Source organism: Desulfomarina profundi (genome assembly GCF_019703855.1).
GTDB classification, from domain to species: domain Bacteria; phylum Desulfobacterota; class Desulfobulbia; order Desulfobulbales; family Desulfocapsaceae; genus Desulfomarina; species Desulfomarina profundi.
Genome location: NZ_AP024086.1, coordinates 2028191 through 2054498 on the forward strand (window position 1 = coordinate 2028191; position 26308 = coordinate 2054498).

Sequence of the window (26308 nt, forward strand, 5' to 3'; positions counted from 1 at the left end):
CAGTTGCAGAAAGCAGTGCTTCAGGCCATTGACAAGACTCTCAATGAAAAAAGCGGTGATATACTCAAACGAAGGTATGGACTCCCACCGTACCAGAACAGGGAGCAGTCTGTAATGAAAATCAGCAAAATCTATGGGGTTACCCGGGGAGCCATCTATCAGCTTGAACAAACGGCATTAAAAAAACTATCTGCCTGTCTTGATAAATCGTTATTCTGACTGTTTCTGCAGAACACTCTCTATCTTGTCTTGAATTGTCTGAGACCGGTCCGTGCGCGTTCCCATTTTCACTGTAGTAGTGATCCGGGGAGCACCCATTTCATGGACCTTTTCATGGCATTTCTTCACAGCGGCCATAACATCATCCCATTCCCCTTCAATATTGGTGCCGTATGCGTGCAATTCAGTCTTTAATTTCGCCTTTTTCAGAACTTCATGGCACGCCACAACATATTTTGAAACAGATACCCCAACACCCATTGGAACAAGACAAAGATCTAAAATGACATACATTACAACCTCCTCCAAATCAGCATTTTTATCCGGCTGCAGGCACAATTCAACCTGACATGTATTTCGTAGTTCAATCCTGCGGTTAAAAAAATTACCCACCGACAATCAGAGTTTCATATGCAAGGTGTTTTTTTATGGCACAGTCCAGGTAAATGATTTACATTGGCTCCTTTTTTTTATAAATGATGGACTCGTAAAAACTCCGATCTACTGCGTTGTGGGGTGATCGTGTAATGCTCGACGTACTCTATGTACGCCTGCGCTTACACGACACCGCCACGCCTTGTATATCGAAGTTTTTCCAGAGTCCATCTGAGAACGTTGAACGACTTTTTACGAGATCATCATAAATACTTTAAGAAAAAGAATTTCTTCTTCAAGGGTGGGACTATGGAAAACTCAATTAAATCAATTCTCTGGAATCTCCTGCTTCTGGCGACTGGCTCCCTGCTTTTTGCCACTGGTGCCAATGCCATTCTTGTACATCATAAATTCATCATAGGTGGTCTTTATGGCACGTCGCTGCTCATATTCTATAAAACCGGTCTACTCTCTCCCGGCATCTGGTTTTTTCTGCTGAACATCCCTCTTCTTGTTATCGGCTGGATTTTCATGAGCAGACGTTTCTTTTTTTACAGTCTCTTTGGTATCGTCTGTCTCACTCTTTTCTCTCAGTTTCTCATCCTGAATTTTGATATACATAATCAGCTCTATGCAGCTGTTGCCGGTGGAGTAATCTGTGGTGCAGGAACGGGTATTATCCTCAGATCACGGGGATCGGGTGGAGGACTGGACATTGTAGCGATTATCCTGAATCAGAAATACAATTTTGGAGTAGGTAAATTTTATATGATCTACAATGCCCTGCTTTTTTCCTTCGTACTCACCCAGTATGAACCGGATCTGGTTATTGCCTCCATGATTGTAACCTTTATTCTCTCAATCGCTCTGGAACAGGTTCTGGCTCTCTTTAATCAACGTAAAATCGTCTATATTATCAGTGAATCACAAAATCCTATTGCCAAAATGATAACGGAAGAACTTCATCAAGGGGCCACTCTCATAAATGCCAAAGGTGCTTTTTCCGGAAATGACAAACAACTGGTGATGACCATTACCAATAACCTGCAACTCAAGAGACTTGAGGAAAAAATATTCACCATTGATCCCAATGCTCTGTTTATTGTCGAAAACAGTTTCAACGTCATTGGCTCAAGTTTCGGCAAAAGAAAAATTTATTGACCAACCTTACAGCAACATATGTTCTTTTTTCATCTCTTTATACACAAGGGTGGATATCTGCCGGATCACTTTGCCCCTTGAATCCATCCAGCGTCCATAGTTGGCAGGTCTTGAACGTCTTTCAATAATGCCGACTATTGCATAAGGATATCTGCCGCCATTCCTGGTTTTCGGTACGAGAATACCCATATCTCCACAGAGATGAGCTGTGGAACCGGTCTTATTATAGACGAGTGTGCCCTGGGGAATGGGTGTACCATGATATAACCGATCACGTCCCGGCAAAGCCATCAACCGTCTGATTTCTTTTCCATAGGGAAGCTCCTTGTTCCATAGTGCTCGAAGAAATCTGACATAGTCGGAAGGGAGGGCTTTATTTTTATAGGTTCTGCCGTTTGCCGGAATATATTCAGTAATTTCTGTCCTTTTGAAAATATGTCCATAGTATTTTTTCAAAATCCTTTCACATGCTGCAGGTCCCCCGACCTGACGCATAATCCAGTTCGTTGCGGCATTATTACTCCTCTGGATCATTGCCTCCATTTTTCTTCTGCTTCTGGGACCATAAATAAACTTTCCATTCTTGGCTTGGTGAAAAAAAGCCAGGGCCACAAAAGGCTTAATCATGCTTGCAGCCTGAAAGGCATGATCCGCATTGATATCAATAATGGGCTTGTCACTGGCCAGATCATACACCATCCAGCCTGTAGCTTCGTCTCCGGCTATCTTTCCTTTCCTCCGCAGGTTGTTAATATAAGACTCAATGGTTTTTTCAAAAGCATTGTCTGAAGCCAGAAAAACCGGGGATTTTCCAGCTTTCACTGAAGGTTCTTTTTTCTTTCTGGAAGCAGTTTTAACCCTTTTTTTGTTGTGTGATGTAATCCTTTTTCTGGTATTAACCGTTTTTTTCCCTACAATTACATTGGGATCCCCTTTATCATTTATCAGACTGGATTCACCATAGACGACCGTATTATTATTTTCCACGGTAACGGAGACCCTGATCCGTTTTTTTCTGAGAAGCTTACCATGATGTTTAGCTATTTTCGTGGTCGAATACTTGTCTCCTCTCCGTCTGTAGATCAGGGTATAATTTCCGTAGTTCGTTCTTTCGATAAACAGATCCTTTCGAACTTCTTTCCCCAGGTAGGAGTACAGTTTCTTATACTTTTTTATAAGGATATTCAAATTGGGCCCAAGTCCATAGCTGACATTGTAGAGACTGTGAAAACCCTGATCTTTCGTTGCCCATGCCTCATCAAAACCGGCCTTTCTCAAAAGCTCTCCATGCTCAACCAGCGTCTTTGTAACCGATCTTGCGGAATCATTGGCATCGTAAATAATGGCATATTTGTCGCCCTTACCGACAATTTTCAGCTTTTTTCTTACCTTAGGTCCGAAAATTGTTTCCAGCTCTTCTTTATAATCGAGAACTCTGCCAAGATCTTTTGAGAGGATATAAATAATGTCGAACCTCTCCCTTTTGGCGGCCTCAAGCCCTGCCGGTACCAGAAAAGAGGAAAAGAAAAATTGCAACACACAGAACAAAAAAACTTTTTCAAACAATTTCATAGTGTTAAAATGCATAAGTTTTGCACACAGGCATCACAGAGGAAAAATTCCAAACGTCAACAAGCCTTTGCCATGTTTAAAATTTTAGTGAAAATCCAAGAATAATTAAAATATATACAATATCAGTATATCTACCTGCTCATTATCTGCAACCATAGAAACAGGTTATTCCTGATTCCTGAAAAAAGGGCCATTCATGGACAGGCACAAACTAACGCATATTCGCTCAGGTTTAAATAAAAACCTGACTGTTGCACCCCCGACATTACTCAACATGAATCCTGCCAACCCATAACATCCGGCTTATCAAGGAAAAATGCAGAATTACAGTTGCATCAATAAAGCATGCGTTCTATAGTAACCTAAGAGCTTGAATCCCTGATGTAATTCCAAAACACAGGCAAGAACGTGTCTGTCCAGAAATGAGATTTTTTGTTCGAGTTCAAGGAGCATAGAAAAATAAAAAGCGCAGCATATTAGGCATATGTGAGCATTTTTATTTTTCGTAGCGACGCAGAAATCGGGCAAAAAGGCCATTTATGGACAGGCACAAGAACACCTGCTCTTTCCATGGACGATGATTTCCAGTATGCTGACTGATAAACACGCTGAAGGAATTTCTTCATGACATTTTTCGACAATTTTTCTTCACACCAGCTCATAGCAGCGCACCGGGGGTTCCGCGCCTGTTTCCCGGAAAACACTCTCTCGGCCTTTCTCGGTTCCCTCAACAGGTGTCACTTCATTGAACTTGATATACAGCTCAGCAAGGACAATGTCCCCGTAGTTATTCATGATGAAACTCTGAACCGTACGAGTGACTGCAAACAAAAGAAAAAAGAACTTGACCTTGATTCCACACGGGTCAGCGACTGGACAGTTCCTCAGTTGAAAACACTTGACATGGGATCCTGGTTTCTGCAAAGGGATCCATTCAAAACCCTGGCAGAAAAAACATCTTCAATTGAACAGATCTCCTCCCTGCTGCCCCAGCGAATCATGACCCTTGAAGAAGTCCTTCACCATCCCAGGCTGAAAAAAATCCCTGTCAACGTGGAAATAAAAGATCACTCCGGAACCCCCAGGACAAGCTGGTTACAGCCCGGGTTCTAGAAGTAATCAAAATGACACAGTCGGAAAACAGAGTCCTGATTTCCTCTTTTAATCACGATTATCTGCTCATGTGCCATATCATCTTTCCTGAAGTCTCCCTGGGGGTATTGCAGAGCGGAAGCCATCCACCGGATCTCGTAGAGTATCTTAAAACGATAGGTGCTGCAGCCTACCACCCAGCGGACAGTATCACCGACAGATCGCTTATCAGAACCTTACGATCCTCAGGTTTTGGTGTAAACGTCTATACAGTAAACGAAAAAAAACGATGGAAATCTCTCTTTGATGCCGGTGCAACAGCCATTATCACTGACTTCCCCGAACTTCAGAATCCGTAAAAGAAACTACTATTGTTCTTTGAGAAACTTGACAACCATAAAACAGAACTGGTAGACTTCTCCATTTTTTATTTGAAAATCCTGACCCGGAAGATGTTACTGCTGCAATTGGGATTTTCATTGCTTTTGCAACTGAACCATAAATCCGGCCATATCGGTTTATTCAACAATTATTGCGTATCATTCTCGTAAACAGACAGTCAGAATAACGGAATTCCACTTCAAATCCTGTCATGTTACCGTAGAAAAACGCGATCAACAAATACTTTGAAGAACGGTCCATGAAGGAGAACCAATGGAAAGCGTAAAGGACTTTGATCCGGAAATATACTCACTCATCAAACAGGAAGAGCAGCGCCAGACCGACAAAATTCGGCTCATTGCCTCGGAAAACTATGTTTCCCGTGCAGTTCTTGAAGCAACCGGCTCCGTACTGACCAATAAATACTCTGAAGGGTATGCAGGTAGGCGCTATTACGAGGGACAGCAGGTTATTGATCAGATTGAGACAAAAGCCATTGAAAGGGCAATGAAGTTATTTGAGGCCGAATATGCCAATGTTCAGCCCTATTCCGGCTCACCAGCCAATACCGCAGTATACCTCGCTTTTCTCAATCCAGGAGACACCATCCTGGGAATGGCTCTCCCCATGGCGGCCACCTGACCCATGGTGCCAAGGTGAGTCTGTCGGGAAAATATTTCAATGCCCGGAGCTATGGACTTGACCCGGACACAGGTCTTATCAATTATGACACACTCCGGGAAAAGGCCCTTGCCGTAAAACCCCGGATTCTCATTGCCGGACATTCCGCCTATCCAAGAACACTTGACTTCAAAAAATTCAGAGAAATTGCCGACGAAACCGGAGCCCTGCTTATGGTGGATATGGCTCATTTCTCTGGACTGGTAGCAGGAGGAGCTCATCCATCCCTGTCCCGCATGCGGATATAGTTACCACAACCACTCATAAATCACTTCGTGGCCCCCGGGGTGCCATGATTCTCTGTAAAAGAAAATATGGTCAGGAAATAGACAAAGCTGTATTCCCCGGCATCCAGGGCGGCCCACACGACCATACAACAGCCGCAATTGCCATTGCCTTGAAAGAGGCTTCTTCAGACGGGTTCAAAACATACGCACGACAGATTGTGAAGAATGCAAAAGCCCTGGCCGACACACTCATTGATAAAGGATATTCGCTTATCACCGGGGGTACAGACAATCACCTGATGCTGATTGATCTCTCGAATAAAAATATTTCCGGTAAAAAAGCGGCAAAAGCCCTGGACAATGCCGGCATCGTTGTCAATTACAATGCCATCCCCCGTGACACAAGAAACCCGTTTGACCCCAGCGGCATCCGGATCGGCACTCCTGCAATTACTTCCAGGGGATTCAAGGAAGGTGAAATGGTTACAGTGGGGCATCTCATAGACAGGATCATCTCTGACCCCGGGAATACAAAACTTTCAGATGAAGTAGCAGCCCAGGCGAAAGAACTCTGTTCCTTATTTCCTGCACCGGGCCTGGAACACCTTAGCTGAAATCCCCCTGGTACCAGCGTTCAAACTCAGCGTCTTCAAGTCCGGCCTCCCTGTAACAACCCGGATTATAATACGGGTCGCCGGACTGGAGAACTGCAGACCACTTTTCCTGAAACCTGGCACGTTCACGGACTGCTTCAGGCCCGTCATTTTCTGTCCTGCCAGGAACACTACCCATTGAAATTATCCTGCTGTCTGTACAAAAAATATTCTTCAACCCGTGTTCATGCATCTCAAGACTGAGATCACACAGACCGAACAGTACCGGAAACAGCTCCTCTTTTACTCCACCGAACTGCTCAAAAAGAGTTTTTCTCACAAGACAAAAATCCCCGAAACCATCATTACCTGTTGGCTGCACTGCAGGCCATTCATATGGACAGAACAGCCAGTGATCCACTGTAGATAGTAACCGGGAGAACGATTCTGAATATCCGGTACCCGGTTTATTTCCCCGTACTCCGTGGCAGTTACCTTCCCTGTAACAAAACCGACATCCTCGAATCGAGCGAATCCCAGAAAGGATTCAAGCCATTGCTCTTCTGCAATGGTATATCTGCCATCCATAAATACCAGGAATTCACCGGTCGCCTGGGACGCAGCCCTGTTCAACCGACAGGCAGTGGAATCATTTTCAGAAAAAAAGAGGAATTGCACCCTGAAATCCTCAGCAGACTGTATACCATCACGTTCATCAATTTCAGAATTTTCATTGAGGAGCAGAATGACTTCAATTTGTCTATACCCGGTCCTGCTGCACAGATCTTTTACGTGGCTGCGGATATTTTCAACCGTTTCAAGCCGGGTAACTATGATGGAAACTCTGGACACCCATGAAATAACATAACGGGGATTATAGAAAAACTTCCACTCCGTCGCCAACACCTCTCCCTCCCGTTCCAGCCGACCCAGTGCTTTCTCCACAGCCTGCTTTCCCGCGCGGTCGGCATAGCTTTTCTGCTGATGATTTATGGATGTCGATGTCTCCGATGCCCGCCAGTGATACAGGACTCTGTTTATATGATCCACCTTTTTCGCACGGTGACAGAGTTTAAGCACCAGATCATAATCCTGTGCTCCATCCATCTCGCTGCAGACACCTCCGCTGCTTTCATACAGTTCGCGGGAAACCACCAGCAGGTGCGTTATATAATTGTGACAAAGCAGAAGCTCCCGATTATAATCAGGTTTATAGAAGGTGCTGAAACAGGTCCCGTCATCGCCGATGAGATCCTCATCCGTATACAGCAGGTCAGCTCCACCTTCAAGGAGACCCTTTACAACCTGGTAAAGGGCATCCACAGTCAGTTCATCATCGTTGTCCAGAAAGGCAAGATAGTCGCCCTTCGCCATTTTTACCGCCTCTTCTGTTGCCCCGGCAATACCCTTGTTTTCTTGCAGATATACGACATTGATACGCGGATCCCTCCTGTACCATTTCTCAAGCAGAGGACGTATATGTCCATCGGTGCTGCAGTCATCAGCAAGACAGAGTTCCCAGTGAGGGTATGCCTGGTGAAGAACTGAGCGTATGCAATTGTTCAGATAATCGGCCTGCACATTGTAAACTGGCACAATGATAGAAATAAGCGGCTTCTCAGGAAGTTCTGCAACCCGACTATCAGTATAACAGCCGGAAAAAACACCCTGGGCCAGGTAGTGAACCAGAGGATTTTTACCACCATTTTCTGCAGTCAAAGAATGTTGCCGGTAAAAAAGAGGATCAAACCATTCCGAGGGTCGAAAACGGGCCGCATTGTTCCCTGCCTGAAAATGGCTGTATAAATCCCGGCAATACGGTGAGATTTCAGGATGCTGCATCCTGTACCAACGTGGATCAAAGAGGAGGAGCGGATTTTTCCCTTCTGCGGCCCCATAGTAGACATAATGCTCCCAAGGGGACAAACCACTCCCGGCCACTGCGGGGGTACGATCCAGGTAATATTCGGGATCAAATCCTGAATAAGGTTTTCTTTTCAGGAGAAATCCCAGGGGATTGATGTTTCTTTCCAACAACGTTTCTAAAAGTGAATCCCCAGTAAATATTCCATTTCCGGACAGGTTAACTGTCCTTTTTTCCAGCCGTATTTCAGATAATAGACAAGGGGATTTTCCTGTACTCTCCCAACGTCCGGGTACCTTTTCAGGTAATATTCCATATGAAAAAGTGGGTTGGGATCTTTCCCCGCAGGCCCGCCTTCATGCAGGAAATGAAGGAGTGGTACAATGACGCTCTGTTCCTTTTCACTGAACTGTGAGAGATAGTAATGAGAGGAAAAATAAATGGATGGGGATCGAAGTTCCCGGTCACCCCATTTTATAAAATGAACCAGCAGGTCCATTTTTCTTTCGTCGATATCGGGATTATTCTTTCTGTAATAATCATGGTCAAAAAGCTGCGATCTCTTGATCAGCCTGTATTCGGAACTTGTTAAAGCAAGTTGACAGCAAGCAATCATCTTTTTTACAGAAGCGGAAAAACGACCCATTTTCTATTTCATCCCCTTCTTTTTCACGTTGCCAAAACCGAACCCGAACAATTTCCCAAGGGTTCGGGCTCCCGCCGGAAACAATCCCGCCTCCATCCGCCTGATGCGGTTCTTCTGAAATTCAACAAGGCCCTGTAACGCTTTTTCACCAAGTGCGGAAAACCGCAGACACACTTCTACCGCAACTACCCCCGTAGATCTTCCTCCCCCAACTCCGGGAAAAAACATTGGGGGTCCTCAGTATCAAAAAACATCTTACCTTCAGAATTGTAAAGCTCATTGGCCTCAATCCTTTCGACTCTTTTTTTCAAACCTGACTCATGGATAATATCAATCTGTTCTATTTCAAGAACGGCGAAGGTATCAACCGGGTCAAAACGAAGGGCGACGATTTTATCATATTTCCTGATTTCAAACACAACCAGTCGCGTTCCAATCTCCACCTTTCGACTGACACTGACTGTATCGCTGATACCATTACCGCAGTCCACGTAAAGCCGGCTGGTACAGTATCTGTCCCTGGCGTCCAGCACAGCCTCAATCCAGACTTCGATATGCTCTGCGAACAGTTTCTGATGCCTCAGGTAAATGCGTTTGAACATCTGTATTTTCTGCCACTTCTCCCTGCTCCTCACCATGGAATCCGATGCAACTCGATAGTTGAAGAGCCTCTCGGGTATACGATAAACCTTTCGCCCCCGCTCAATAAGACTGAGCCAGAATGAGTAGTCTTCCCATCCGTAAATCATCTCCTCGTCATACCCGCCGACGGCAAGCCAGTCATCGCGCCGGAACAGTGCGGAACAGAAAATAATATTATCGAGCAGCATCCTCTCCAGGGAATACTCCGGAAGGTCCCATTCCGTCTCGACAGCACCAAAAAGTGATGCCCGGCAGTAAACAATACCTGTTTCGGTATCAGCATCCAGGGCTGCCACCGCCTTTTCGATATAAGTCGGTTCTATGGTATCATCAGCATCGAGCGGCAGAATATACTTCCCCCTTGCTGCCTCTATCCCTGTATTCCGTGCTGCCGCAAGACCCCGGTTTTCAGTTCTGATAACTGAGACAGCCCCACGATCCAATCGGGCAAGTATCTCATCCGTTGTTCCGTCCGTTGATCCATCGTTGACAATGACCGTCTCAACATTTCCATAGGTCTGAACCTTGATGGAATTAAGGGTTTCATTTATAAAATGCCCCTGGTTATAGCAGGGGATAACCACAGAAACCATTACCATTTCTGATTTGACTCCCGATTAAAGAAAAGTACAAAAAGAAGAAAACCATCATGTCTTCGATTGATTTTCCCCTTGCATGTCCTATTAAGTATAGTTTCGTCCGGCATGAATGAATTACAATACCTTGAATCCCGTGCAATGATAAGAAAAATCCAGGCAAATATCTATAAGCTCTACCTGATCAAGCTCTCCAAATGGCTTATGCTCATAATGCCCATTGTTGCTCTGTTCTACAGGGAAAACGGGCTGAATGATTTTGACATCTATTTTCTCCAGGCCATTTATGCGGTCAGCGTTGCCATTATGGAAATTCCTTCCGGTTACATGGCTGACATCATCGGCCGGAAAAAAAGTCTCGTTCTTGGTTCCATCATGGGCTCTCTCGGTTTTTTTATGTATACTTTTTCCTCTTCTTTTTCAGGATTTCTGGTCGCGGAAATCATCCTGGGATTGGGAAGCAGTTTCATTTCGGGGTCCGACTCAGCCCTTCTTTATGACAGTCTGGCCGCAATCCGCATGAAACACCGGTACCTGCAGTTTGAGGGCAGAATAACATCTCTCGGGAATTTTGCGGAAACAGCGGCTGCTTTCTGCGGCGGTCTCCTTGCAGGGTATCTCGGTTATCGATCCGTCTATTTTGTCCAGGGGATTATCGCATTTATAGCTGTTCCCGCATCGCTTCTCCTGATGGAACCACCTCGGGACCATCCCATAGAGGTTCCCGGATTCGCCCATATTCTCATAGTCTGCAAGGAAACACTGATAACAAACAAAAAGCTCCGAAGTACCATTTTCTTTTCTTCGGTTATCGGCATTTCTACCCTCTGCATGGCATGGACTGTACAAATTTACTTTACAGCAGCAGGACTCACTGCTTACGAAATAACACCCCTCTGGGTTGCCCTGAACCTGACCGTAGCCGTCGCGGCAGCATTCGCAGCAGATATCGTTACTCTTCTCGGTGAAAGAAAATCACTTCTGCTTATCCTTTTTTTCATCCCCTTCGGTTATATCCTGCTGGGTATTTTGCAGTTCCGGGCCGCGGTCATTTCTCTTTTTCTTTTTTATACAATCAGGGGATATGCCACCCCAGTCTTGAAAGACCTGATTAACATTAATTGTTCATCCAGTACCCGGGCCACTGTCCTCTCCATCAGATCAATGATCATTCGATTTGGCTTTGCAGTAATCGGACCTGTAACCGGTTTTTTCTCAGAACAGTTCAGCCTGACAGCAGCACTTGTCCTGACCGGCTCCCTGTTAATGATATTTTCTGTCGTTTCCGGCTCCATGCTTTTTGTGAATATTGCAATAAAACGGAATTAAAATAATAAGTGAGTGCTTGTCCGGAAATGAGGTTGTTTGTTCGAGTTCAGGTAAGCGTAGACTCCGAAGAGTATAAAAAAATAACACTATTTTCCTTATTCCGCACAAAACTCAGTTTGACAGTTATGAGACTGGAGATTGGACTTGTTTTGTCTGGCGTATTTCAAAAATTACATTGTGCAGGTTAAAAAAAATCTGAATGAACATTTTCACACCCGTGATCCCTGTCAATTTGAATTTTCAGTGATTTTTGATCGTTGGCCCGCCTGGTAAAACAACCACATCTCCAATCCGGCTGAGTTTTACAGGTAGCCGGATTATTTTTTACTTTCAAATTTGACTCTCTCACATCATTTACAGTAACATCAAAAATGTAGCCCGGTGTATTCATCGCTCACCCGGAGAGGCTCCTCTTTTTGCGAGAACCTGATATTATCACTTTTTCTTTATCTGGACAGTGTGTTTAACATCATGAACACCAACGAAATACTCGAACTCCAGGAACAACTCAGACAGGCCAGAAAACGAATTGCCGAACTGGAACAATTTGTTATCCGGCAGTCGGGGACGGTCCTGTCCTCCGCACTTGATCTGTCTAAATGCGGTCAACTCAGAGTAGAGCTGGAACAGAGCAGAAACAAATACCGCAAACTCGTAAATTATGCAAACGATGCAATGTTTGTCATCACCCTCGACAAAGAAAGCCATCGCTACGGCTATTTTTCCGATGTAAATAATGTTGCCTGCAAGCGACTCGGTTATTCCAGGGAAGAGCTCCTTGAAATGACACCCTTTGATATCAGCAAGGACAATGATTTCCAATATCATGAAGAAATGATCCTGCATCTTCAGGAAGAGGGTAATATTACATACGAAACGATTTTCCTCACCAAAAGCGGCGCCACTTTTCCAGTTGAAATCAATGCGCTTCGTCTCTCCATTTCAGGAGAAGACCTGTTCATGCTTATTGCACGGGATATAACCGAAAGAAAAAATATCATCACCAAGCTGGAGAAGGCAAAGGAAGAGGCCTATGCCGCCAGCAAGGCGAAATCTGAATTCCTGGCCAACATGAGCCATGAGGTGCGTACACCGATGAACGGTGTGATAGGTATGCTGCAGCTCCTGAAAATGACCCCTCTCAATGAAGAGCAGGAAGAGTATGTCCAGACCGCTTCAATTTCCGGAGAGTCTCTGCTGACAATTATCAATGATATTCTCGATTATTCCAAGATCGAATCGGGCAAGGTTCAGATAAACCCTGAACCTTTTGAAATTGTCTCTATGATGGATCCTCTGATAGCCTCTTTCAAAAACAGCCTTGCACTTGGAACCGTCAAACTGAATTATACCATTTCCCCGGACATGCCCCAGTACATTGTTGCGGACAGTGCACGACTCAAGCAGATCCTTTTTAATCTCATCGGCAACGCTGTCAAATTCACAGACTCAGGAGAAATAAACGTCACCATCAGTCTCCTTGAACAGGGCCCAAAAAATAATATACGGGTCGGCTGGTCCGTTGCCGACACCGGTATAGGTGTACCTGAAGATGCTGTCGACAGGCTTTTTGAACCATTTACCAGACTGGAGGATGCCAGGCGTCAGAAAAGAAAGGGAACCGGTCTGGGTCTCAGTATTGTGAAACAGCTCGTGACGCAAATGGGCGGAACAGTTTCCCTGAAAAGAAATGACAATAAAGGCACAACTTTCATGTTTGATATTGCCGCTCTTCAATGCACCTGTCACAAAACCACGGAAACAAGTCCCCTTGCCGCACCTCTATTGATCAGTCCACAGCGCCGTCTCTCCGCTCTCATTGTTGAAGATGAACCCATTAATCAGCAGATCCTCAAGGCAATCCTGACAAAACTTGGTCATAAAACCCATGTTGTCTCCGATGGCTACAGTGCTCTCCACCTGCTGAAGAATAATTCCCGTTTCGATGTAATACTTATGGATGTACAGATGCCGGAAATGGACGGGCTGGAAACAACCAGAAAAATACGCTCTCTGCCAGGATCGAAGGAAATCCGAAACATCCCCATTATTGCCCTCACCGCTTATGCCATGGCCGGAGACCGGGAAAAATGCATGGAAGCCGGGATGGATTTCTACCTGCCCAAACCAGTGGATGTGAAAACACTTGCCACCACTTTAAAAAACCTGAAAAACAAGTAAACTCCTCCCCCCTTTTTACCGGCCTGCAAACAGTTCTCATATGTTCAGAAACATCAGGTGAAAAAATGCCTGTCACCTGGACCCCGCAATTGGCAACCTTGCCTAAGATACGAGGAGTTATGGGTTAGGAGTTAGGTGTGGGGTGTTAAGGGTGAAGGGTCAGGGGTTAGGGGTTAGGGGGTCAATATATCCGATTAATAGCTTGACCTCCGTATCGTTCAAAGATAGAGTTATAATGATACAAGGAAGTTAAACAACACTGACAACCTCTTGTTTTAACAGCACAATGTAATTTATCACCCATGCAGATCAAATTTTAAGTGACAAGTTACAAAGAAAGACTTACTTATTTAATCCAATTATTAAATAGATGTTTTCCTAATATTACCGTATAGAAAGGGTTAAAATATGAAATCATTTTCTCTTATCGTTTCGGTTGGGTTCTTCCTTTTGTTGGCAGGAATTTCCAATGGCAAAGAACAGATAACACAAGTTCCCGACACTTGGACCATGGAAAATGCAGTCTCTTTTGCTGTAGCCAACAACCCTGACAGTTTCATCGCCCACAAGCGAATTGAAGAGGCCCGGACGATGATCGCCACCGCACAGTCAATCGACTACCCGATGGTCAATCTATCCGCTGGCTACAGCCAGACCAATAATCCCATGTATTCTTTCGGCAATATCCTCAACCAGGGCGCCTTTAACCAGACAATAGATTTCAACGATCCCGGAAGAACAGACAATCTCAACCTCAAGGCAAGTATAGGATACCGTGTGTACAATGGTGGCCGAACCACGGCAGAAATTGACGCAGCCAAAGCTGCAACCGAGATGCAGAAGGCAGGACTGGCATCAGTTCATCAACGACTGGCTTTTGAGGTCATCAAAACCTTCCATGCCATAGTTCAGGCAAAGGAGATGGTCAAGGTTCGTCAGGAGGCTCTGGACGCCATCGGTGCCGCCCTTGACGTGGCAAATGCCCGGTTTGAAGCCGGTGATCTTCTCCGCAGCGATCTTCTCAATCTTGAACTTCAACAGTCCCGGGCCAGTGAAAACCTGATTCAGAGCCGACACACCCTGGAACTGACCAAGCGAAGTTTCCTCAACCTGCTCGGCCTGAAAGAGGGAGAAGTAAAAATCAGTACGGAAGATTTGGCAGCCCAGGAAATTCCCGTCAATATTGATGGTTCATCAAGACAGGAACTGAAGCAACTCAAAGCCCGTGAAAAAGCCAGCCTTGCTGAACTGAGAAAAGCTGAAAGCGGCAGGTTACCGACAGTCGATGCCTTTGCCAGCTACCAGGTTGACGGTGGTCTGGTCCTTGAAGAAGGGGGCAATTCCTGGATGGCCGGCCTCAAAATGGATTATAAACTGTTTGATGGTGACCGGACTGCCTCCATGATTGCAAAAGCCAGGGCCAGGCTGCAGGAAATCCGAGGGCTTATCAGGAAAACGGAGCTGGCAATCAACCTGGAAATCCAACAGGCTGAGCTGGATTATAAACAAGCTCGCAAAAGGGTCAGTGTTACTGAAAAAATGGTCCTGGTGGCCCAGGAAGGCATCAGGCTCAGCAGGGCCCGGTTCAAAGAGGGCGTCATTCTTGCCTCTGATCTTATCGATTTTGAAATGCGCCTGTCTGATGCACTGGCCCGACGGCTTGCCGCCAAGGCACGTTACCAGGTAGCCATAGCCAACCTCCGCAAAGTTGCGGGTTTGGAGCAATTTCCAACCACAGGAGAGTAAAAGAGGAGCTGCAACAATGAAGCAAAACGGAACACGAATTCTCTGGACATTTTTTATTATTTCTTTGCTGTCCCCTGTTCTCTGGACTCTTGATACTGCAGAAGCCACACCTGAAAAACATAACGCGTCGCTCCCTGAAGCAGTTGTGAGTGTGCAGAAAGTGCAAAAGAGTATTGCCAAGAACCAGATTGAAATTGTGGGAACGGTACAGGCTGTGGAACAGGCAGAAATAGCTGCCAAAATTAGCGGCAATATTGTCAAGTTACCCGTTGATCTCGGCACCCGTGTTGCCAGGGGAGATCTTCTGGTGGAAATTCAGGCGGAGGAAATATCGGCAAAACTCCAGCAGGCCAAAGCTCAACTGGAGCAGGCAAAACGCAATCTCGCCCGGGAAGAAAAACTGCTGAAGAAAAAGGCGGCCACCCTCGAAACAGTAAAATCGTTAAGGGACATGGTACGAATAGCTGAAGCAGCCCATCGGGAAGCAAGAATAATGCTGGGATACACAAAAATTGTTGCCCCGTTTTCCGGTATTGTAACACGAAAACTTACCAATATCGGGGATCTGGCCACTCCGGGAAAACCCCTTCTCTCCCTTGAAGAAGAAAACAACCTCCAGGTTTTAACCGACATTCCGGAAGCAATGATTCTCAGAATTAACAAGGGCGACAATCTGCCGGTTTTTATCCCTTCGGTCAACCTGACAATTGTCGGTAAAGTAGCGGAAGTAGCCCCCACCGCAGACCCGTTTTCACGCACTGCGCCAATCAAACTGAAAATACCGGCAGATCCCAGGCTGCGCTCAGGACAGTTTGCCAGGGTCACACTGGCATTGGCTTCCGCTGAAACCCTCACTGTTCCTGAAAATGCGGTAACAAATTTCGGCCAGATAGAGCGCGTCTTTGTAGTTGAAAACGGAAAAGCCGAACTCCGTATTGTCCGCACGGGAAATCACAGCGGAGATCGCATTGAAATCCTGAGTGGCCTGAAAGAAAATGAAGACATCATCGTTTCCGACTCCCGTACTCTCGTTGATGGTCAACCTGTAAGCATTCAATGAGCTGCACAGCTGAAAAATAGCAAACAGACAAGGTATAGATGATGGATGCAAAAAATAACAAGACAATAGGTTTTGCAGGGCGACTGGCATCAGCTTTCATAGACTCCAAACTGACCCCGCTGTTTATTATCGCTTCACTTCTTCTCGGATATCTTGCAGTTGTCCTTCTTCCACGTGAAGAGGAACCACAGATCAAGGTACCGATGATCGATGTCATGGTTGCCATGCCGGGAGCTTCACCAAAAGAGGTTGAGGAAAGGCTTTCCATTCCCATGGAGAAACTCCTCTATGAACTACCGGGTGTTGAATATATCTATTCGACATCCATGCAGGGGCAGAGCCTGCTGGTCGTCCGGTTTTATGTGGGAGAAAGCCTTGAAACTTCCATTGTGAGACTGAACCAGAAGCTGGCCACCAATTTTGATCGAATTCCCAAAAATGTACAGCCGCCGCTGATCAAACCGCACATCATTGACGATGTCCCCATCATGGCCCTCACCTTCCACGGGAAAAATTATGATCACTACACCCTGAGAAGGATTGCCGCACAGGTGGACGATTCCATCAAAAATATCAGTGAGGTAGCGGAAACCAAACTGATAGGTGGGACGAGAAGACAGCTCACCATTCGTTTTGACCCTCTGCTTCTCGCCTCACGCAACCTGACACTTGATGAAATCGTACCGCATATCCAGCAGGTCAACAGCCAGATTCATTCCGGCAGTTTGCATTCTCTTGACCAGGAAATCCTTTTACAGACCGGTACGTTTCTGAGAAACAGCCAGGAGATCGGCCGGATAGTTGTTGGGGTTTATGGAGGTAAACCTGTTTATCTCAATGAAGTAGCAACAATTATTGATGGCCCGGAAGAGCCCTCCAGCTATGTACTTTACGGGGAACCGGGAAAACCTGGACTTGAAGCTGCAGTAACCATCTCCATTGCCAAGAGGCCCGGAGCCAATGCGGTTTCAGTAGTCCAGGATGTGGAAGAAAAGGTTGAAAGCCTCAAAGGTGTGCTGATCCCTGGAGATATGCAGGTGTCAGTAACAAGGGACTACGGGGAAACAGCTGCGGAAAAATCAAACGAACTGCTGCTGCATATGGGTATAGCAGTTTTTGGCGTCGCCATGCTGATCCTCTTTTTCCTGGGCTGGCGTGAGTCAATTATTGTCATGCTTGCAATTCCGTCAACTCTGGCCCTTACACTGCTGATCTTCTACCTGTACGGCTACACCCTCAACCGGATTACCCTGTTTGCCCTGATCTTCTCCATAGGTATTCTGGTGGATGACGCCATTGTGGTGGTTGAAAATATTGTCCGGCATCTCAGGCTTCCAGCAAACAGTAATCGCTCCAGGATGAAAGTTGCAATTGAAGCCGTGGCGGAAGTAGGTAATCCGACAATTCTTGCAACATGGGCTGTTATTGCTGCAATCCTGCCCATGGCATTTGTGGGAGGGCTTATGGGGCCATATATGCGACCGATTCCAATCGGCTCATCTGCCGCCATGGTTTTTTCGTTGATCATTGCTTTTACGGTTACACCATGGGCAGCAACCCATATTCTGAAAAAACAGAAAGGATCTGCCACATCCGCCAACGAAGAGACTGCTCCCGATGACTGGTTTACCAGAATTTATCATATGATCATGGATCCTCTGCTTGGCCATGCTGCCTGGCGGTTCCTCTTTTTCGTGGTTATAATCGCCCTTCTTCTGGCATCCTGCTCCATGGTTTATTTCGGCCTGGTAAAGGTGAAAATGCTGCCATTTGATAATAAGAGTGAATTCCAGGTCATTCTCAACATGCCGGAAGGATCTACTCTTGAGCATACAGCCAGAGTTGCCATGGAAATGGCGGAAATCGTAAGTGAGGATCCGGCGGTCATCAATTACCAGATCTATACCGGTACAGCCTCACCCTATAATTTTAATGGTCTCGTCCGTCACTATTTCATGCGCCAGGGACCGACTGTTGCTGATATCCAGGTCAACCTGCGGCCAAAGTCGGAAAGATCACTGAAAAGCCATGATATTGCCAAAAGAGTACGACCGGCCATAGCTGCCATAGCAAAGAAATATGGTGCTGCCGTAGCTGTGGCTGAGGTTCCTCCAGGACCACCGGTTCTGCAGACAATTGTCGCAGAAGTGTATGGACCGACCAGTGAAGCCAGGGTTAAACTTGCCAAAAAAGTCAAGAAAATCCTCGAATCCACGGAAGGTGTTGTCGACATAGACTGGTTCCAGGAGGCCACCCGGTACAAGAAAGTCATTACAGTCGACAAGGAAAAGGCCGCCCTCAATGGGATATCCGAACAGCAGATTACCCGTGCAATTACCATGGGAGTCAGGGGATATGCGGTGGATCTTTATCACCAGCCGCGGGATAAGGAAAATATAAATATTGTTCTCCAGCTCCCTCCCCAATACAGGGCCCGCGTAGAAAGCCTGCTGAATATCTCTCTGCGCTCCAACATGAACCCATCTTCACCCCTGGTACCATTACGTGAGCTGGTTCATGTCTCAGAACAACTTGTGGAACAACCCATTTATCGGAAAAATCTCAAACCGGTAATCTATGTGACTGCTGATGTGGCCGATGTTGTGGAAAGCCCTGTTTATGCCATTCTCGACATGAACAAAAAACTGGCAAAACTTGATGGACGTAATTTCGGCGGCCGCCAACAGCATGTGGAAATATACAATCTGAACCAACCGTTTTCAGAAACCGAACCGGCCATGAAATGGGACGGCGAATGGCACATAACCCTGGAGGTTTTCCGTGACTTAGGTCTTGCCTTCTGCGTTGTAATGATACTGATTTACATGCTGATGGTTGGCTGGTTCAAGAATTATTTAATCCCTCTGGTGGTTATGGCTGCGATACCATTTTCGTTAATTGGAATCCTCCCGGCCCACTGGGGTTCAATGCCTTTTTTACCGCCACCTCCATGATCGGTTTTATGGCCGGGGCTGGTATTGTCGTCAGAAATTCCATCATTCTCGTAGACTTTATTGAACTTCGTCTGCGGGAAGGCTATCCCCTCACCGAAGCCGTTGTTGATGCCGGGGCCATCCGTTTCCGCCCCATGCTGCTCACAGCCTTGGCCGTTGTTATCGGAGCATCTGTCATCCTGGCAGATCCGATCTTCCAGGGACTGGCTATTTCTCTTATGTTCGGTGAAATAGCCTCACTGCTGGTCAGCAGGATGGCTGTACCAGTCATCTACTTTATGCTGAAAAAACATCAGCATTAAACCGCAGTTCTCATCGTCACTGATCACAGGGCAGGCAACCTCGTTGTATCAATCATTGTATTTGTAACAGGTCACAGGAAATGAGGCAGGGAGAATGGAAAACCCATTCTCCCTGCCTCATTTTATCTTCATGTTCTTAAAAATCACGACCTCAAAAAGTCAGCCCATCATACCTCCTCAAAAGGAAAATCCTCTTCCATCAGGAGTTTTGTCATACGCTGTTTCTTGACGGTTTTTCTGTCATGATAATCAAAAAGTATCTCTATTATTTCATGTACCTTCTCCTCAGATGCTTTTCTTGCAATACGACGACCAATCTTTGGAAAAGCACCACCCTTACCACCTGCATACACCTCATAGCCGTCTTTTGTTGCAAAGATACCGATATCAGTAATTTTCGGGGCTGAACAGCACATGGCACATCCCGCAACGGCGATTTTCAATTTGCCCTTCACCTTTTTTCTGTCACCAAAGCGATCAAGAATTCTCATGCAGACAGCCTCCGTGTCCACAACACCTAAATTGCAATGGGGTTTCCCTACGCAGAGCCGGGGAATAGGGAATTTTCCAGGTCCCTTGAAATCAGCACCCAATGCACCAAGTTTTTTCCTGACTGCTTCGATGGCAGACTCCGGAACGTTTATCAATCGCAAATTCTGGGCCGTTGAAAGATAGACCCCGAAACCGTATTTCTCAGCCAGCCTGTGGCTTTCCCTCATAATACCGAGGGGCAGTCTGCCCGCCGGCAACAATACGGTTATACTTGTTTTACCAGTTATCTTCATACGAACTTTCCCTTAATATTTTTCTGATCAATGGAAAATATAACCTGATGTCTGTCCATTGAGTTCAGGGTGTGAATTATACACAATCAAGCATCTCATTAAAACAAACGACATCATCATTCTTTTTATTCCGGTAATAGGTCTTCTCACAAAACATTGCTTCCCCACTCTCATTGACTGTGATGACAGCAGAAGATCGTGTCCCATAGGACTCTCCATCGATAAAGATTGATCCCAGCAGTCTTTCCCATTCAAGCCCAACTCCTGTCTCCGGCAGACAATTGTCCTCCGGGCGCCATGAGTCCTGCAACAGGGAAAAAATAGTCGCCGGCTTTATTATTTCCGTTTCCACCATTACAGGTCTCAACAGTTTTTTCCCTCGAACAAGTTTTGGCCACGGGCTATCCAGAAAATGATTGCACAATCCATAGAATCCAGGTTTCAAGGCAACAGGATTTTTATCAACCCCCTGGTTTGTATAATAAAAGAGACTGTCAACGTCACCCAAAATCAGATTAAACCCGTTATATTCTCCCCCTTTTTTCTGCAACTCGGCTAGAAAAACTTCCACGGAATCATCTGATCGAAGATACGAATCAATGATCTCTCCTCTGGACGGTGCGTCACTCCGCAGTATACCACCTTGACGAAAATTGGTGATTGCGGCAATCTTTCCTCTTTTGCTGAGTCCAAGCCATGTTCCTCCTCCCTGCATATCACGACCTGCAAGAATTGTCTTCTCTTCATCTCTATAATGCAGAGGAGCTGTGAGGCGATGGAGAAACTCATCCCTGTTGGCGGCCAGAACAAGTCTGTAACCCGGCGTCAATTTGAATGATAAAAAAAGCAGGCACATGAGGTTCTCAGGACTCTCCCGGCCATGTAGTCGTCTGTTTTTTATCAATAAGATAGCAGAATTTTTTCCAGGTAAATTCCTTTTTTGAAACTGGACATCTCAGGGTCACCGTATTGTCGGCAACAGCTGCAACCTCCCAGTCCCCCTTTCTTCGACCGGAATCAATATGTATTTTCTCTCCGACAGTAAAAATATAAGGTGAAAACACCGTAACAGTATGGTTCATGGAGACCTCCCTAGTGAAAAAAACCGTAGCTTCCAGTCTGGATTTTCATATTCATTCTTCCAGCCACTGTCAATATCGAATGCTCCGTGATTCAGGGTAGTCAGAATATGGAGTGTACCAGCAAAACCTATGCATTTCTTGCAATTACCTGAAAAAAGAGTACTTTACAGAAGTCATCAAACTCATCAACCCCTATTTTAAACATGACCCCATGCAAAAACCTTCCGCTGCCGTAGCCATTATAAAAAGCCTCACACCGGAAAAAAGTTTTCTGGTCATCAGAAGAGCCATTCACCCGAATGATCCCTGGTCCGGGCACTTCTCTTTTCCCGGAGGCCGAAAAGAAGATACAGACAGGGATCTGCTTGAAACATGCATACGAGAAACCAGGGAAGAAGTGGGAATAACACTCTCTGAAAATAAACTGCAAACCACCTTGCCCGTGACAACTGTGGGTAAAAATCTCAACTTTGAAATCATCGTTCAACCATTTCTTTTTGAGTTATCCAAACAACCCCCGTTAATACTGAATCCCCATGAAGTGCAAAAATCTTGCTGGCTGAAGGAAAGAGATTTTCTGGACCAGACACGCCACCAGGAGATCGAGATGATACCGGGCACCATGTTTCCCGCTTTTCCTCTCGGAGATTATTTTCTGTGGGGATTTACCTACAAGATTCTCAGATTCATTCTTGAAATGTAACCCTATCCATTCGCCATAACTCTTTCCTATGGGTAGACACACAACCCAGAGGAATAATGAATTTTACCCCAATAGAGAACTGAATTACAGTATTGATGAAAATAGAGCCGGTGTCCGTTGATGCCGGTTTATCAATACTGTTATTCTGGAGATAAAAATGAAGCTGTGTTCCCTCTTTTGCCTATTAGTTGCGTTTCTCGTCCTGCCGCAATCCGCTTCTGCAGTAAAACAGGCAGCGGGTACCATCACCATGGAATTTGATCTCTCTGCTCCCGACAAGATAGCAAAAGAAACTCAATTGTGGATTCCATACCCCATATCCGACGAGAACCAACTGATCTCTGATATCGTTATTTCTGGAGATTATACCCGCTCAGCAGTATATACAGATCAAAAATATTCCACACCGATACTCTATGCACAGTGGGATAAAAATTCTAAAAGCCGTAAACTGACTTTCAGTTTTCATGTTGTTCGCCGGGAAGTCATAAAAAAAGATTTCCCGACAAAAGAAGCTCCCTGGAACCGCTCAGATTACGCCCTTTTTCTCACCCCGACAAAATCAGGTCCCATTGACGGCATGGTAAAGGAACTGGCAGATTCCATCACAACCGGGAAAACCACCGTCCTTGAAAAAGCCAGGGCAATTTATGACTGGATATGTATAAACATGTACCGTGATCCAAAAACCAAGGGTTGTGGAACCGGAGATGTCTGCTCTCTGCTTGCCAGCCGAAAAGGAAAATGTACTGATATCCACTCCGTTTTTGTGGCTCTTGCCCGTGCTGCAGGTATCCCCTCCAGGGAAATATTCGGTATCAGGCTAGGGAAAAAACCGGTCGTGGATGTGAGCAAATGGCAGCACTGCTGGGCGGAATTTTACCTGCCTGGATATGGCTGGGTTCCTGTAGATCCTGCCGATGTTCTGAAACTTATGCTGAAGGAGAAGCTCAAACCCGGTGATGCAAGGACAACTGAACTCCGGGAATATTTCTGGGGAGGCTGGGATCCATACAGGGTGGAACTCAGCAGAGGCCGCGACCTGCTCCTCAATCCGCCTCAGAAAGGAGCACCCTTAAATACATTTGGCTATCCATACGCGGAAACCGGTGGGCAGGCCCATGACTGGCTTGATCCGGAAAATTTTTCCTACACTGTTACTTTCAGGCAGTAACCGTCACGGACACGAACAGTATCATTGAATTGCAAACATGGCAGAACATGGTAGAATGTCAGGAAGTCCGGTGGGGCTTTCAAATTCGTAACACACAATCAAAATCCACTCCATGCAAGGCTGCCAAATGACCAATAACCAGATCACCGCACCTCCAACCCTGCCACCCCGGTCCGGGCGCAGTGGTTTTTCATGGAAACAGGTGCTTGTCATGATCCTGATATCCATGTGTGTTGCCATTTTTGCAACAGCTCTGGCCATCAAGATTTTTCTCTTTCCCTCACCTTTCAAACCCGTTGTTCTTACCCAGAAGGAAGAACAGCAACTCGAAGTAAAACTCAAACGTTTTGAAGGACTGGAAGCTCCCCCGGAAAAACCGAAGGATTATGACAAGGATGGCAACCTGATCCCGGAACAGTACAGCGAAGAACCAGGTTCAAGAGAAATCAATTTCACAGAGCGTGAGATCAATGCACTGATGGCAAAAAATACGGATCTCGCGCAAAAACTGGCTATTGACCTGGCCGACGATATGATTTCTCTGAAACTGCTGATCCCCCTCGACCCCGATTTCCCTATAATGGGTGGAAAAACCCTGCGGGTAAACGCTGGAGCGGAACTGGCCTATAAAAATGGTCGACCGATTGTAAAACTCAAAGGCGTCAGCCTGATGGGAGTGCCCATGCCCAACGCCTGGCTGGGTGGGTTGAAAAATATTGATCTTGTCAGTGAATTTGGAGGGGATGACGGCTTCTGGCAAGCCTTTGCCGATGGGGTGGACTCCATTACCGTCACTAACGGATTCCTGAATATCAGGTTGAAAGAGTGAACATCTGGCCCACATTTCTCATCAGTTCAGGCGACGTTAGCTTGTGCCTGTCCAGAAATGAGATTTTTTGTTCGAGATCAGGTAAGCGTAGACTCCGAGGAGGATATGAAAATAAAAAACGCAGCATATCAGGCATATATGAGCATTTTTATTTTTCGTAGCGACGCAGAAATCGGGCAAAAAGGCCATTTATGGACAGACACTGATTGATAAGAAATGCAGGCTGACAACTGTTCAAGGCTGCTGCGTTTGAATATTCTGCTCCTTTATCTGCTCATTGCCACTCACTACCGGAACCCCGGGTGATGCAAAAACAGTGTCAATTCCATCCTCCTCAACCGCATTTTCCTCCCTGTCGGCGAGAGCTATAAGATTTGGATCGATGGCCATCATCTCCTGTTCCACCCGTTTAATATTGCCGATAACTTTGGCACCGATTTCAACCTCCGGATATTTAACCAGGATATTTTTCAGTAATTTTCTGGATTCAATAAGCAACTTTTTCTTGCTTTCAATATCACTGGTTTTAGTGAACCTGATAAACAGATCCGCAGCCTTTCTCCTGTCGGCTTTTGCCGCCTGCAAAGAGACTTCCTCAATTTTCTTTTCCGCCTTCTTTGAATATTCTGTATCAAGCAAATTGGTAAAAACAGCCAGGGCCTCATCGTATCTGCCGTTTTTTACCAGCAGCATTCCGTTGTTCCACTGATGTTGCAGCTCCTGGATCTGTGCCATCTTTTCCGTTTCCTTTTCAACAGCCGCAGCCAGGAGCAGTTTCTGGTTTTTCTCCTTAATTTTAATCTGTTTTTCAGTGCCAATGATATCAGCCGGAATAGTTTCCAGTAATTCCATCGCCTCTTCAAATTTTTTCTCACTGCTCAACTTGTCAACAGTTTCAAAAAAACCGTTGAACCAGTCATCCGCTCTTTGCAAAACACGGGCCTTAATGTCATCAACATTAGATGAAACAGGCGAATAAGGATAATTCGCCAGAAACTTTTCAGCCTGCCAGACAATCTTATAGCCGTCTTTCTCCGGATCAAAGCCCAGGTAATTCCGCAGAAGTGATGAATATTCAGTTAACTCCGGACTGTCTTCCATGGACTTATCGAGAATAGACAACTGCAGTTTTGACCACTCTTCAAGATGCCCGAGAGTCTGGTAGTCTTCAGATATTTTTTTATACTGTACTTCCGCTTCCCTGTAATTTCCCGAAGCCGTATAAAGATCGGCAAGAACCTTTCTTAAAGATACCAGGTCAGATGGCTGTTCCTTCGAGCTGGACATCTGATCAACCACCATTCTATATATTTCCGCAGCCTTTTCCTCCTGATGAAGATACATCAGGGCGTTACCATATAGAATTTTTGTGCGGAGATGGACGCGACCAACCTGCTGTTCAGGTATTTTCAGCCAGACCTGTATTATTTCCTCATACTCCTTGTTTTCCGCATACCTGTCAATTAATGTTTCCAGCTGGGCAAGGTCCGCCTTTTCCTCCCTCCTGCTCCAACCTATACTTTTTTCCTGAGAAGTGCCAAGAAGCCGACCGCACGCACTTTCCAGAAAGGCTATGTCTTTCTGCTGCAACTCAAACACTTCATTTTTATTTATCGTTTCAGCCGACTCCATATTTCTGGCCCGCAACATTTTCTCCCTGAGTTCACCATACCCGTTCAGAATATTCTGGAGCCTGCGAAAGCAGCGAACCATCTGGCTCGCCTCTTCGTCACTCAGGTCAAGGTCCACAGACTGACTGTCCAGTTCTTTCCAGCGATTCAGTTTGCGACCGTATTCAAAAATTCTGTCATTTAAGGAAACCATTGAAGGCAGGACTTCTTCAATATTCTTTTCCATGACTACTTCTGGATTACTGTCAATATCCAGGTAACGTGGTTGACTGACCGCCTGATCCTCCGGAGATTTCATATCCGGCTGAACGGGTGGAATTTTCTGCATTGACGACGTTTGAACCACTGGTGTGGAAACCTTTGATTTTTCAGGCAAAGCACAACCTGTCAAAGTGACGGTACAACCAATAAAAAGAAAACCATATATCAACTTTTTCATAACATTTATTTTCCCTGTAAAAGAAATCACACAATTGTCCCGGA

The 26308-nt window shown here is 45.7% G+C and carries 20 protein-coding genes and 3 pseudogenes; 12 read left to right on the top strand and 11 right to left on the bottom strand.

Annotation, left to right across the window (positions count from 1 at the left end; all coding sequences use genetic code 11):
- The first annotated feature begins 3 nt into the window (after positions 1-3).
- On the top strand, positions 4-219 hold the full coding sequence (locus LO777_RS09400; protein WP_228857221.1) for a sigma factor-like helix-turn-helix DNA-binding protein: 216 nt from the start codon (positions 4-6) through the stop codon (positions 217-219).
- Here LO777_RS09400 and LO777_RS09405 read toward each other — a convergent pair.
- Complete coding sequence (locus LO777_RS09405) at positions 211-513, bottom strand: MTH1187 family thiamine-binding protein (RefSeq protein ID WP_228857222.1); 303 nt, start codon at positions 511-513, stop codon at positions 211-213. The two genes, LO777_RS09400 and LO777_RS09405, sit on opposite strands and share 9 nt — an antisense overlap.
- A gap of 390 nt (positions 514-903) precedes the next feature.
- On the opposite strand from LO777_RS09405, the gene LO777_RS09410 reads away from it, so the two are divergent.
- A complete protein-coding gene (locus LO777_RS09410) occupies positions 904-1755 on the top strand; it encodes a YitT family protein (RefSeq protein ID WP_228857223.1) in 852 nt (283 codons plus the stop codon).
- Between the two features lie 6 nt (positions 1756-1761).
- Here the strand turns inward: LO777_RS09410 and LO777_RS09415 are convergent, their stop codons facing one another.
- A complete protein-coding gene (locus LO777_RS09415; protein WP_228857224.1) occupies positions 1762-3327 on the bottom strand; it encodes a serine hydrolase in 1566 nt (521 codons plus the stop codon).
- Between the two features lie 624 nt (positions 3328-3951).
- On the opposite strand from LO777_RS09415, the pseudogene LO777_RS20600 reads away from it, so the two are divergent.
- Together LO777_RS20600 and LO777_RS09425 are read left to right on the top strand one after the other, a co-directional pair.
- A pseudogene (locus LO777_RS20600) lies at positions 3952-4778 on the top strand (glycerophosphodiester phosphodiesterase).
- A 295-nt stretch (positions 4779-5073) separates the two neighbouring features.
- Positions 5074-6322, top strand: a pseudogene (locus tag LO777_RS09425) (serine hydroxymethyltransferase).
- Here LO777_RS09425 and LO777_RS09430 read toward each other — a convergent pair.
- Genes LO777_RS09430 through LO777_RS09450 form a run of 5 tightly spaced genes read right to left on the bottom strand, consistent with a single transcriptional unit; the run spans position 6315 to position 10052 of the window.
- Complete coding sequence (locus LO777_RS09430) at positions 6315-6641, bottom strand: hypothetical protein (RefSeq protein WP_228857225.1); 327 nt, start codon at positions 6639-6641, stop codon at positions 6315-6317. The pseudogene LO777_RS09425 and the gene LO777_RS09430 overlap by 8 nt on opposite strands.
- Positions 6638-8338, bottom strand: coding sequence for a glycosyltransferase family 2 protein (locus LO777_RS09435; protein ID WP_228857226.1), 1701 nt, complete (start codon positions 8336-8338; stop codon positions 6638-6640). Before LO777_RS09435 ends, LO777_RS09430 begins: the two co-directional genes overlap by 4 nt.
- Before the next feature lie 5 nt (positions 8339-8343).
- Entirely contained in the window at positions 8344-8811 is a 468-nt protein-coding gene (locus tag LO777_RS09440; protein WP_228857227.1) for a hypothetical protein, read from the bottom strand.
- A gap of 3 nt (positions 8812-8814) precedes the next feature.
- Positions 8815-9039, bottom strand: a complete 225-nt coding sequence (locus LO777_RS09445) for a hypothetical protein (RefSeq protein ID WP_228857228.1) — start codon at positions 9037-9039, stop codon at positions 8815-8817.
- Positions 8997-10052 carry a glycosyltransferase family A protein gene (locus LO777_RS09450; RefSeq protein ID WP_228857229.1) on the bottom strand — a complete coding sequence of 352 codons (1056 nt, stop codon included), beginning with the start codon at positions 10050-10052 and terminating at the stop codon, positions 8997-8999. Before LO777_RS09450 ends, LO777_RS09445 begins: the two co-directional genes overlap by 43 nt.
- 105 nt (positions 10053-10157) lie before the next feature.
- Between LO777_RS09450 and LO777_RS09455 the strand changes: the two genes are divergently transcribed.
- The 5 genes and pseudogenes from LO777_RS09455 (at position 10158) to LO777_RS09475 (ending at position 19621) form a co-directional block, all read left to right on the top strand.
- Positions 10158-11378: an MFS transporter gene (locus LO777_RS09455; RefSeq protein ID WP_228857230.1), complete on the top strand. Its 1221-nt coding sequence runs from the start codon at positions 10158-10160 to the stop codon at positions 11376-11378.
- A 471-nt stretch (positions 11379-11849) separates the two neighbouring features.
- Positions 11850-13559 (top strand): ATP-binding protein, encoded by a 1710-nt coding sequence (locus LO777_RS09460; RefSeq protein WP_228857231.1) that lies wholly within the window; start codon positions 11850-11852, stop codon positions 13557-13559.
- Positions 13560-13967: 408 nt separating this feature from the next.
- A complete protein-coding gene (locus LO777_RS09465; protein ID WP_228857232.1) occupies positions 13968-15305 on the top strand; it encodes a TolC family protein in 1338 nt (445 codons plus the stop codon).
- A gap of 16 nt (positions 15306-15321) precedes the next feature.
- On the top strand, positions 15322-16365 hold the full coding sequence (locus LO777_RS09470) for an efflux RND transporter periplasmic adaptor subunit (protein ID WP_228857233.1): 1044 nt from the start codon (positions 15322-15324) through the stop codon (positions 16363-16365).
- Between the two features lie 41 nt (positions 16366-16406).
- A pseudogene (locus tag LO777_RS09475) lies at positions 16407-19621 on the top strand (efflux RND transporter permease subunit).
- Positions 19622-19788: 167 nt separating this feature from the next.
- Here the strand turns inward: LO777_RS09475 and LO777_RS09485 are convergent.
- From LO777_RS09485 to LO777_RS09495, 3 genes are all read right to left on the bottom strand, one after another.
- Positions 19789-20406, bottom strand: a complete 618-nt coding sequence (locus tag LO777_RS09485) for a nitrite reductase (RefSeq protein ID WP_228857236.1) — start codon at positions 20404-20406, stop codon at positions 19789-19791.
- 76 nt (positions 20407-20482) lie between these two features.
- Complete coding sequence (locus LO777_RS09490; protein WP_228857237.1) at positions 20483-21262, bottom strand: NRDE family protein; 780 nt, start codon at positions 21260-21262, stop codon at positions 20483-20485.
- Between the two features lie 7 nt (positions 21263-21269).
- On the bottom strand, positions 21270-21488 hold the full coding sequence (locus LO777_RS09495; RefSeq protein ID WP_228857238.1) for a hypothetical protein: 219 nt from the start codon (positions 21486-21488) through the stop codon (positions 21270-21272).
- 211 nt (positions 21489-21699) lie between these two features.
- Here LO777_RS09495 and LO777_RS09500 point away from each other — a divergent pair, with 211 nt between their 5' ends.
- The 3 genes from LO777_RS09500 to LO777_RS09510 all read left to right on the top strand — a co-directional run bounded on the left by LO777_RS09500 (position 21700) and on the right by LO777_RS09510 (position 24194).
- The gene (locus tag LO777_RS09500) at positions 21700-22191 is read left to right on the top strand and encodes an NUDIX hydrolase (protein WP_228857239.1); all 492 of its coding nucleotides are present in this window, start codon (positions 21700-21702) and stop codon (positions 22189-22191) included.
- A gap of 157 nt (positions 22192-22348) precedes the next feature.
- Positions 22349-23365, top strand: a complete 1017-nt coding sequence (locus LO777_RS09505) for a transglutaminase-like domain-containing protein (RefSeq protein ID WP_228857240.1) — start codon at positions 22349-22351, stop codon at positions 23363-23365.
- 127 nt (positions 23366-23492) lie between these two features.
- Positions 23493-24194, top strand: a complete 702-nt coding sequence (locus LO777_RS09510) for an arginine N-succinyltransferase (protein ID WP_228857241.1) — start codon at positions 23493-23495, stop codon at positions 24192-24194.
- A gap of 234 nt (positions 24195-24428) precedes the next feature.
- Here LO777_RS09510 and LO777_RS09515 read toward each other — a convergent pair whose 3' ends face one another.
- Positions 24429-26264 carry a tetratricopeptide repeat protein gene (locus tag LO777_RS09515; RefSeq protein ID WP_228857242.1) on the bottom strand — a complete coding sequence of 612 codons (1836 nt, stop codon included), beginning with the start codon at positions 26262-26264 and terminating at the stop codon, positions 24429-24431.
- Positions 26265-26308: the final 44 nt, after the last annotated feature.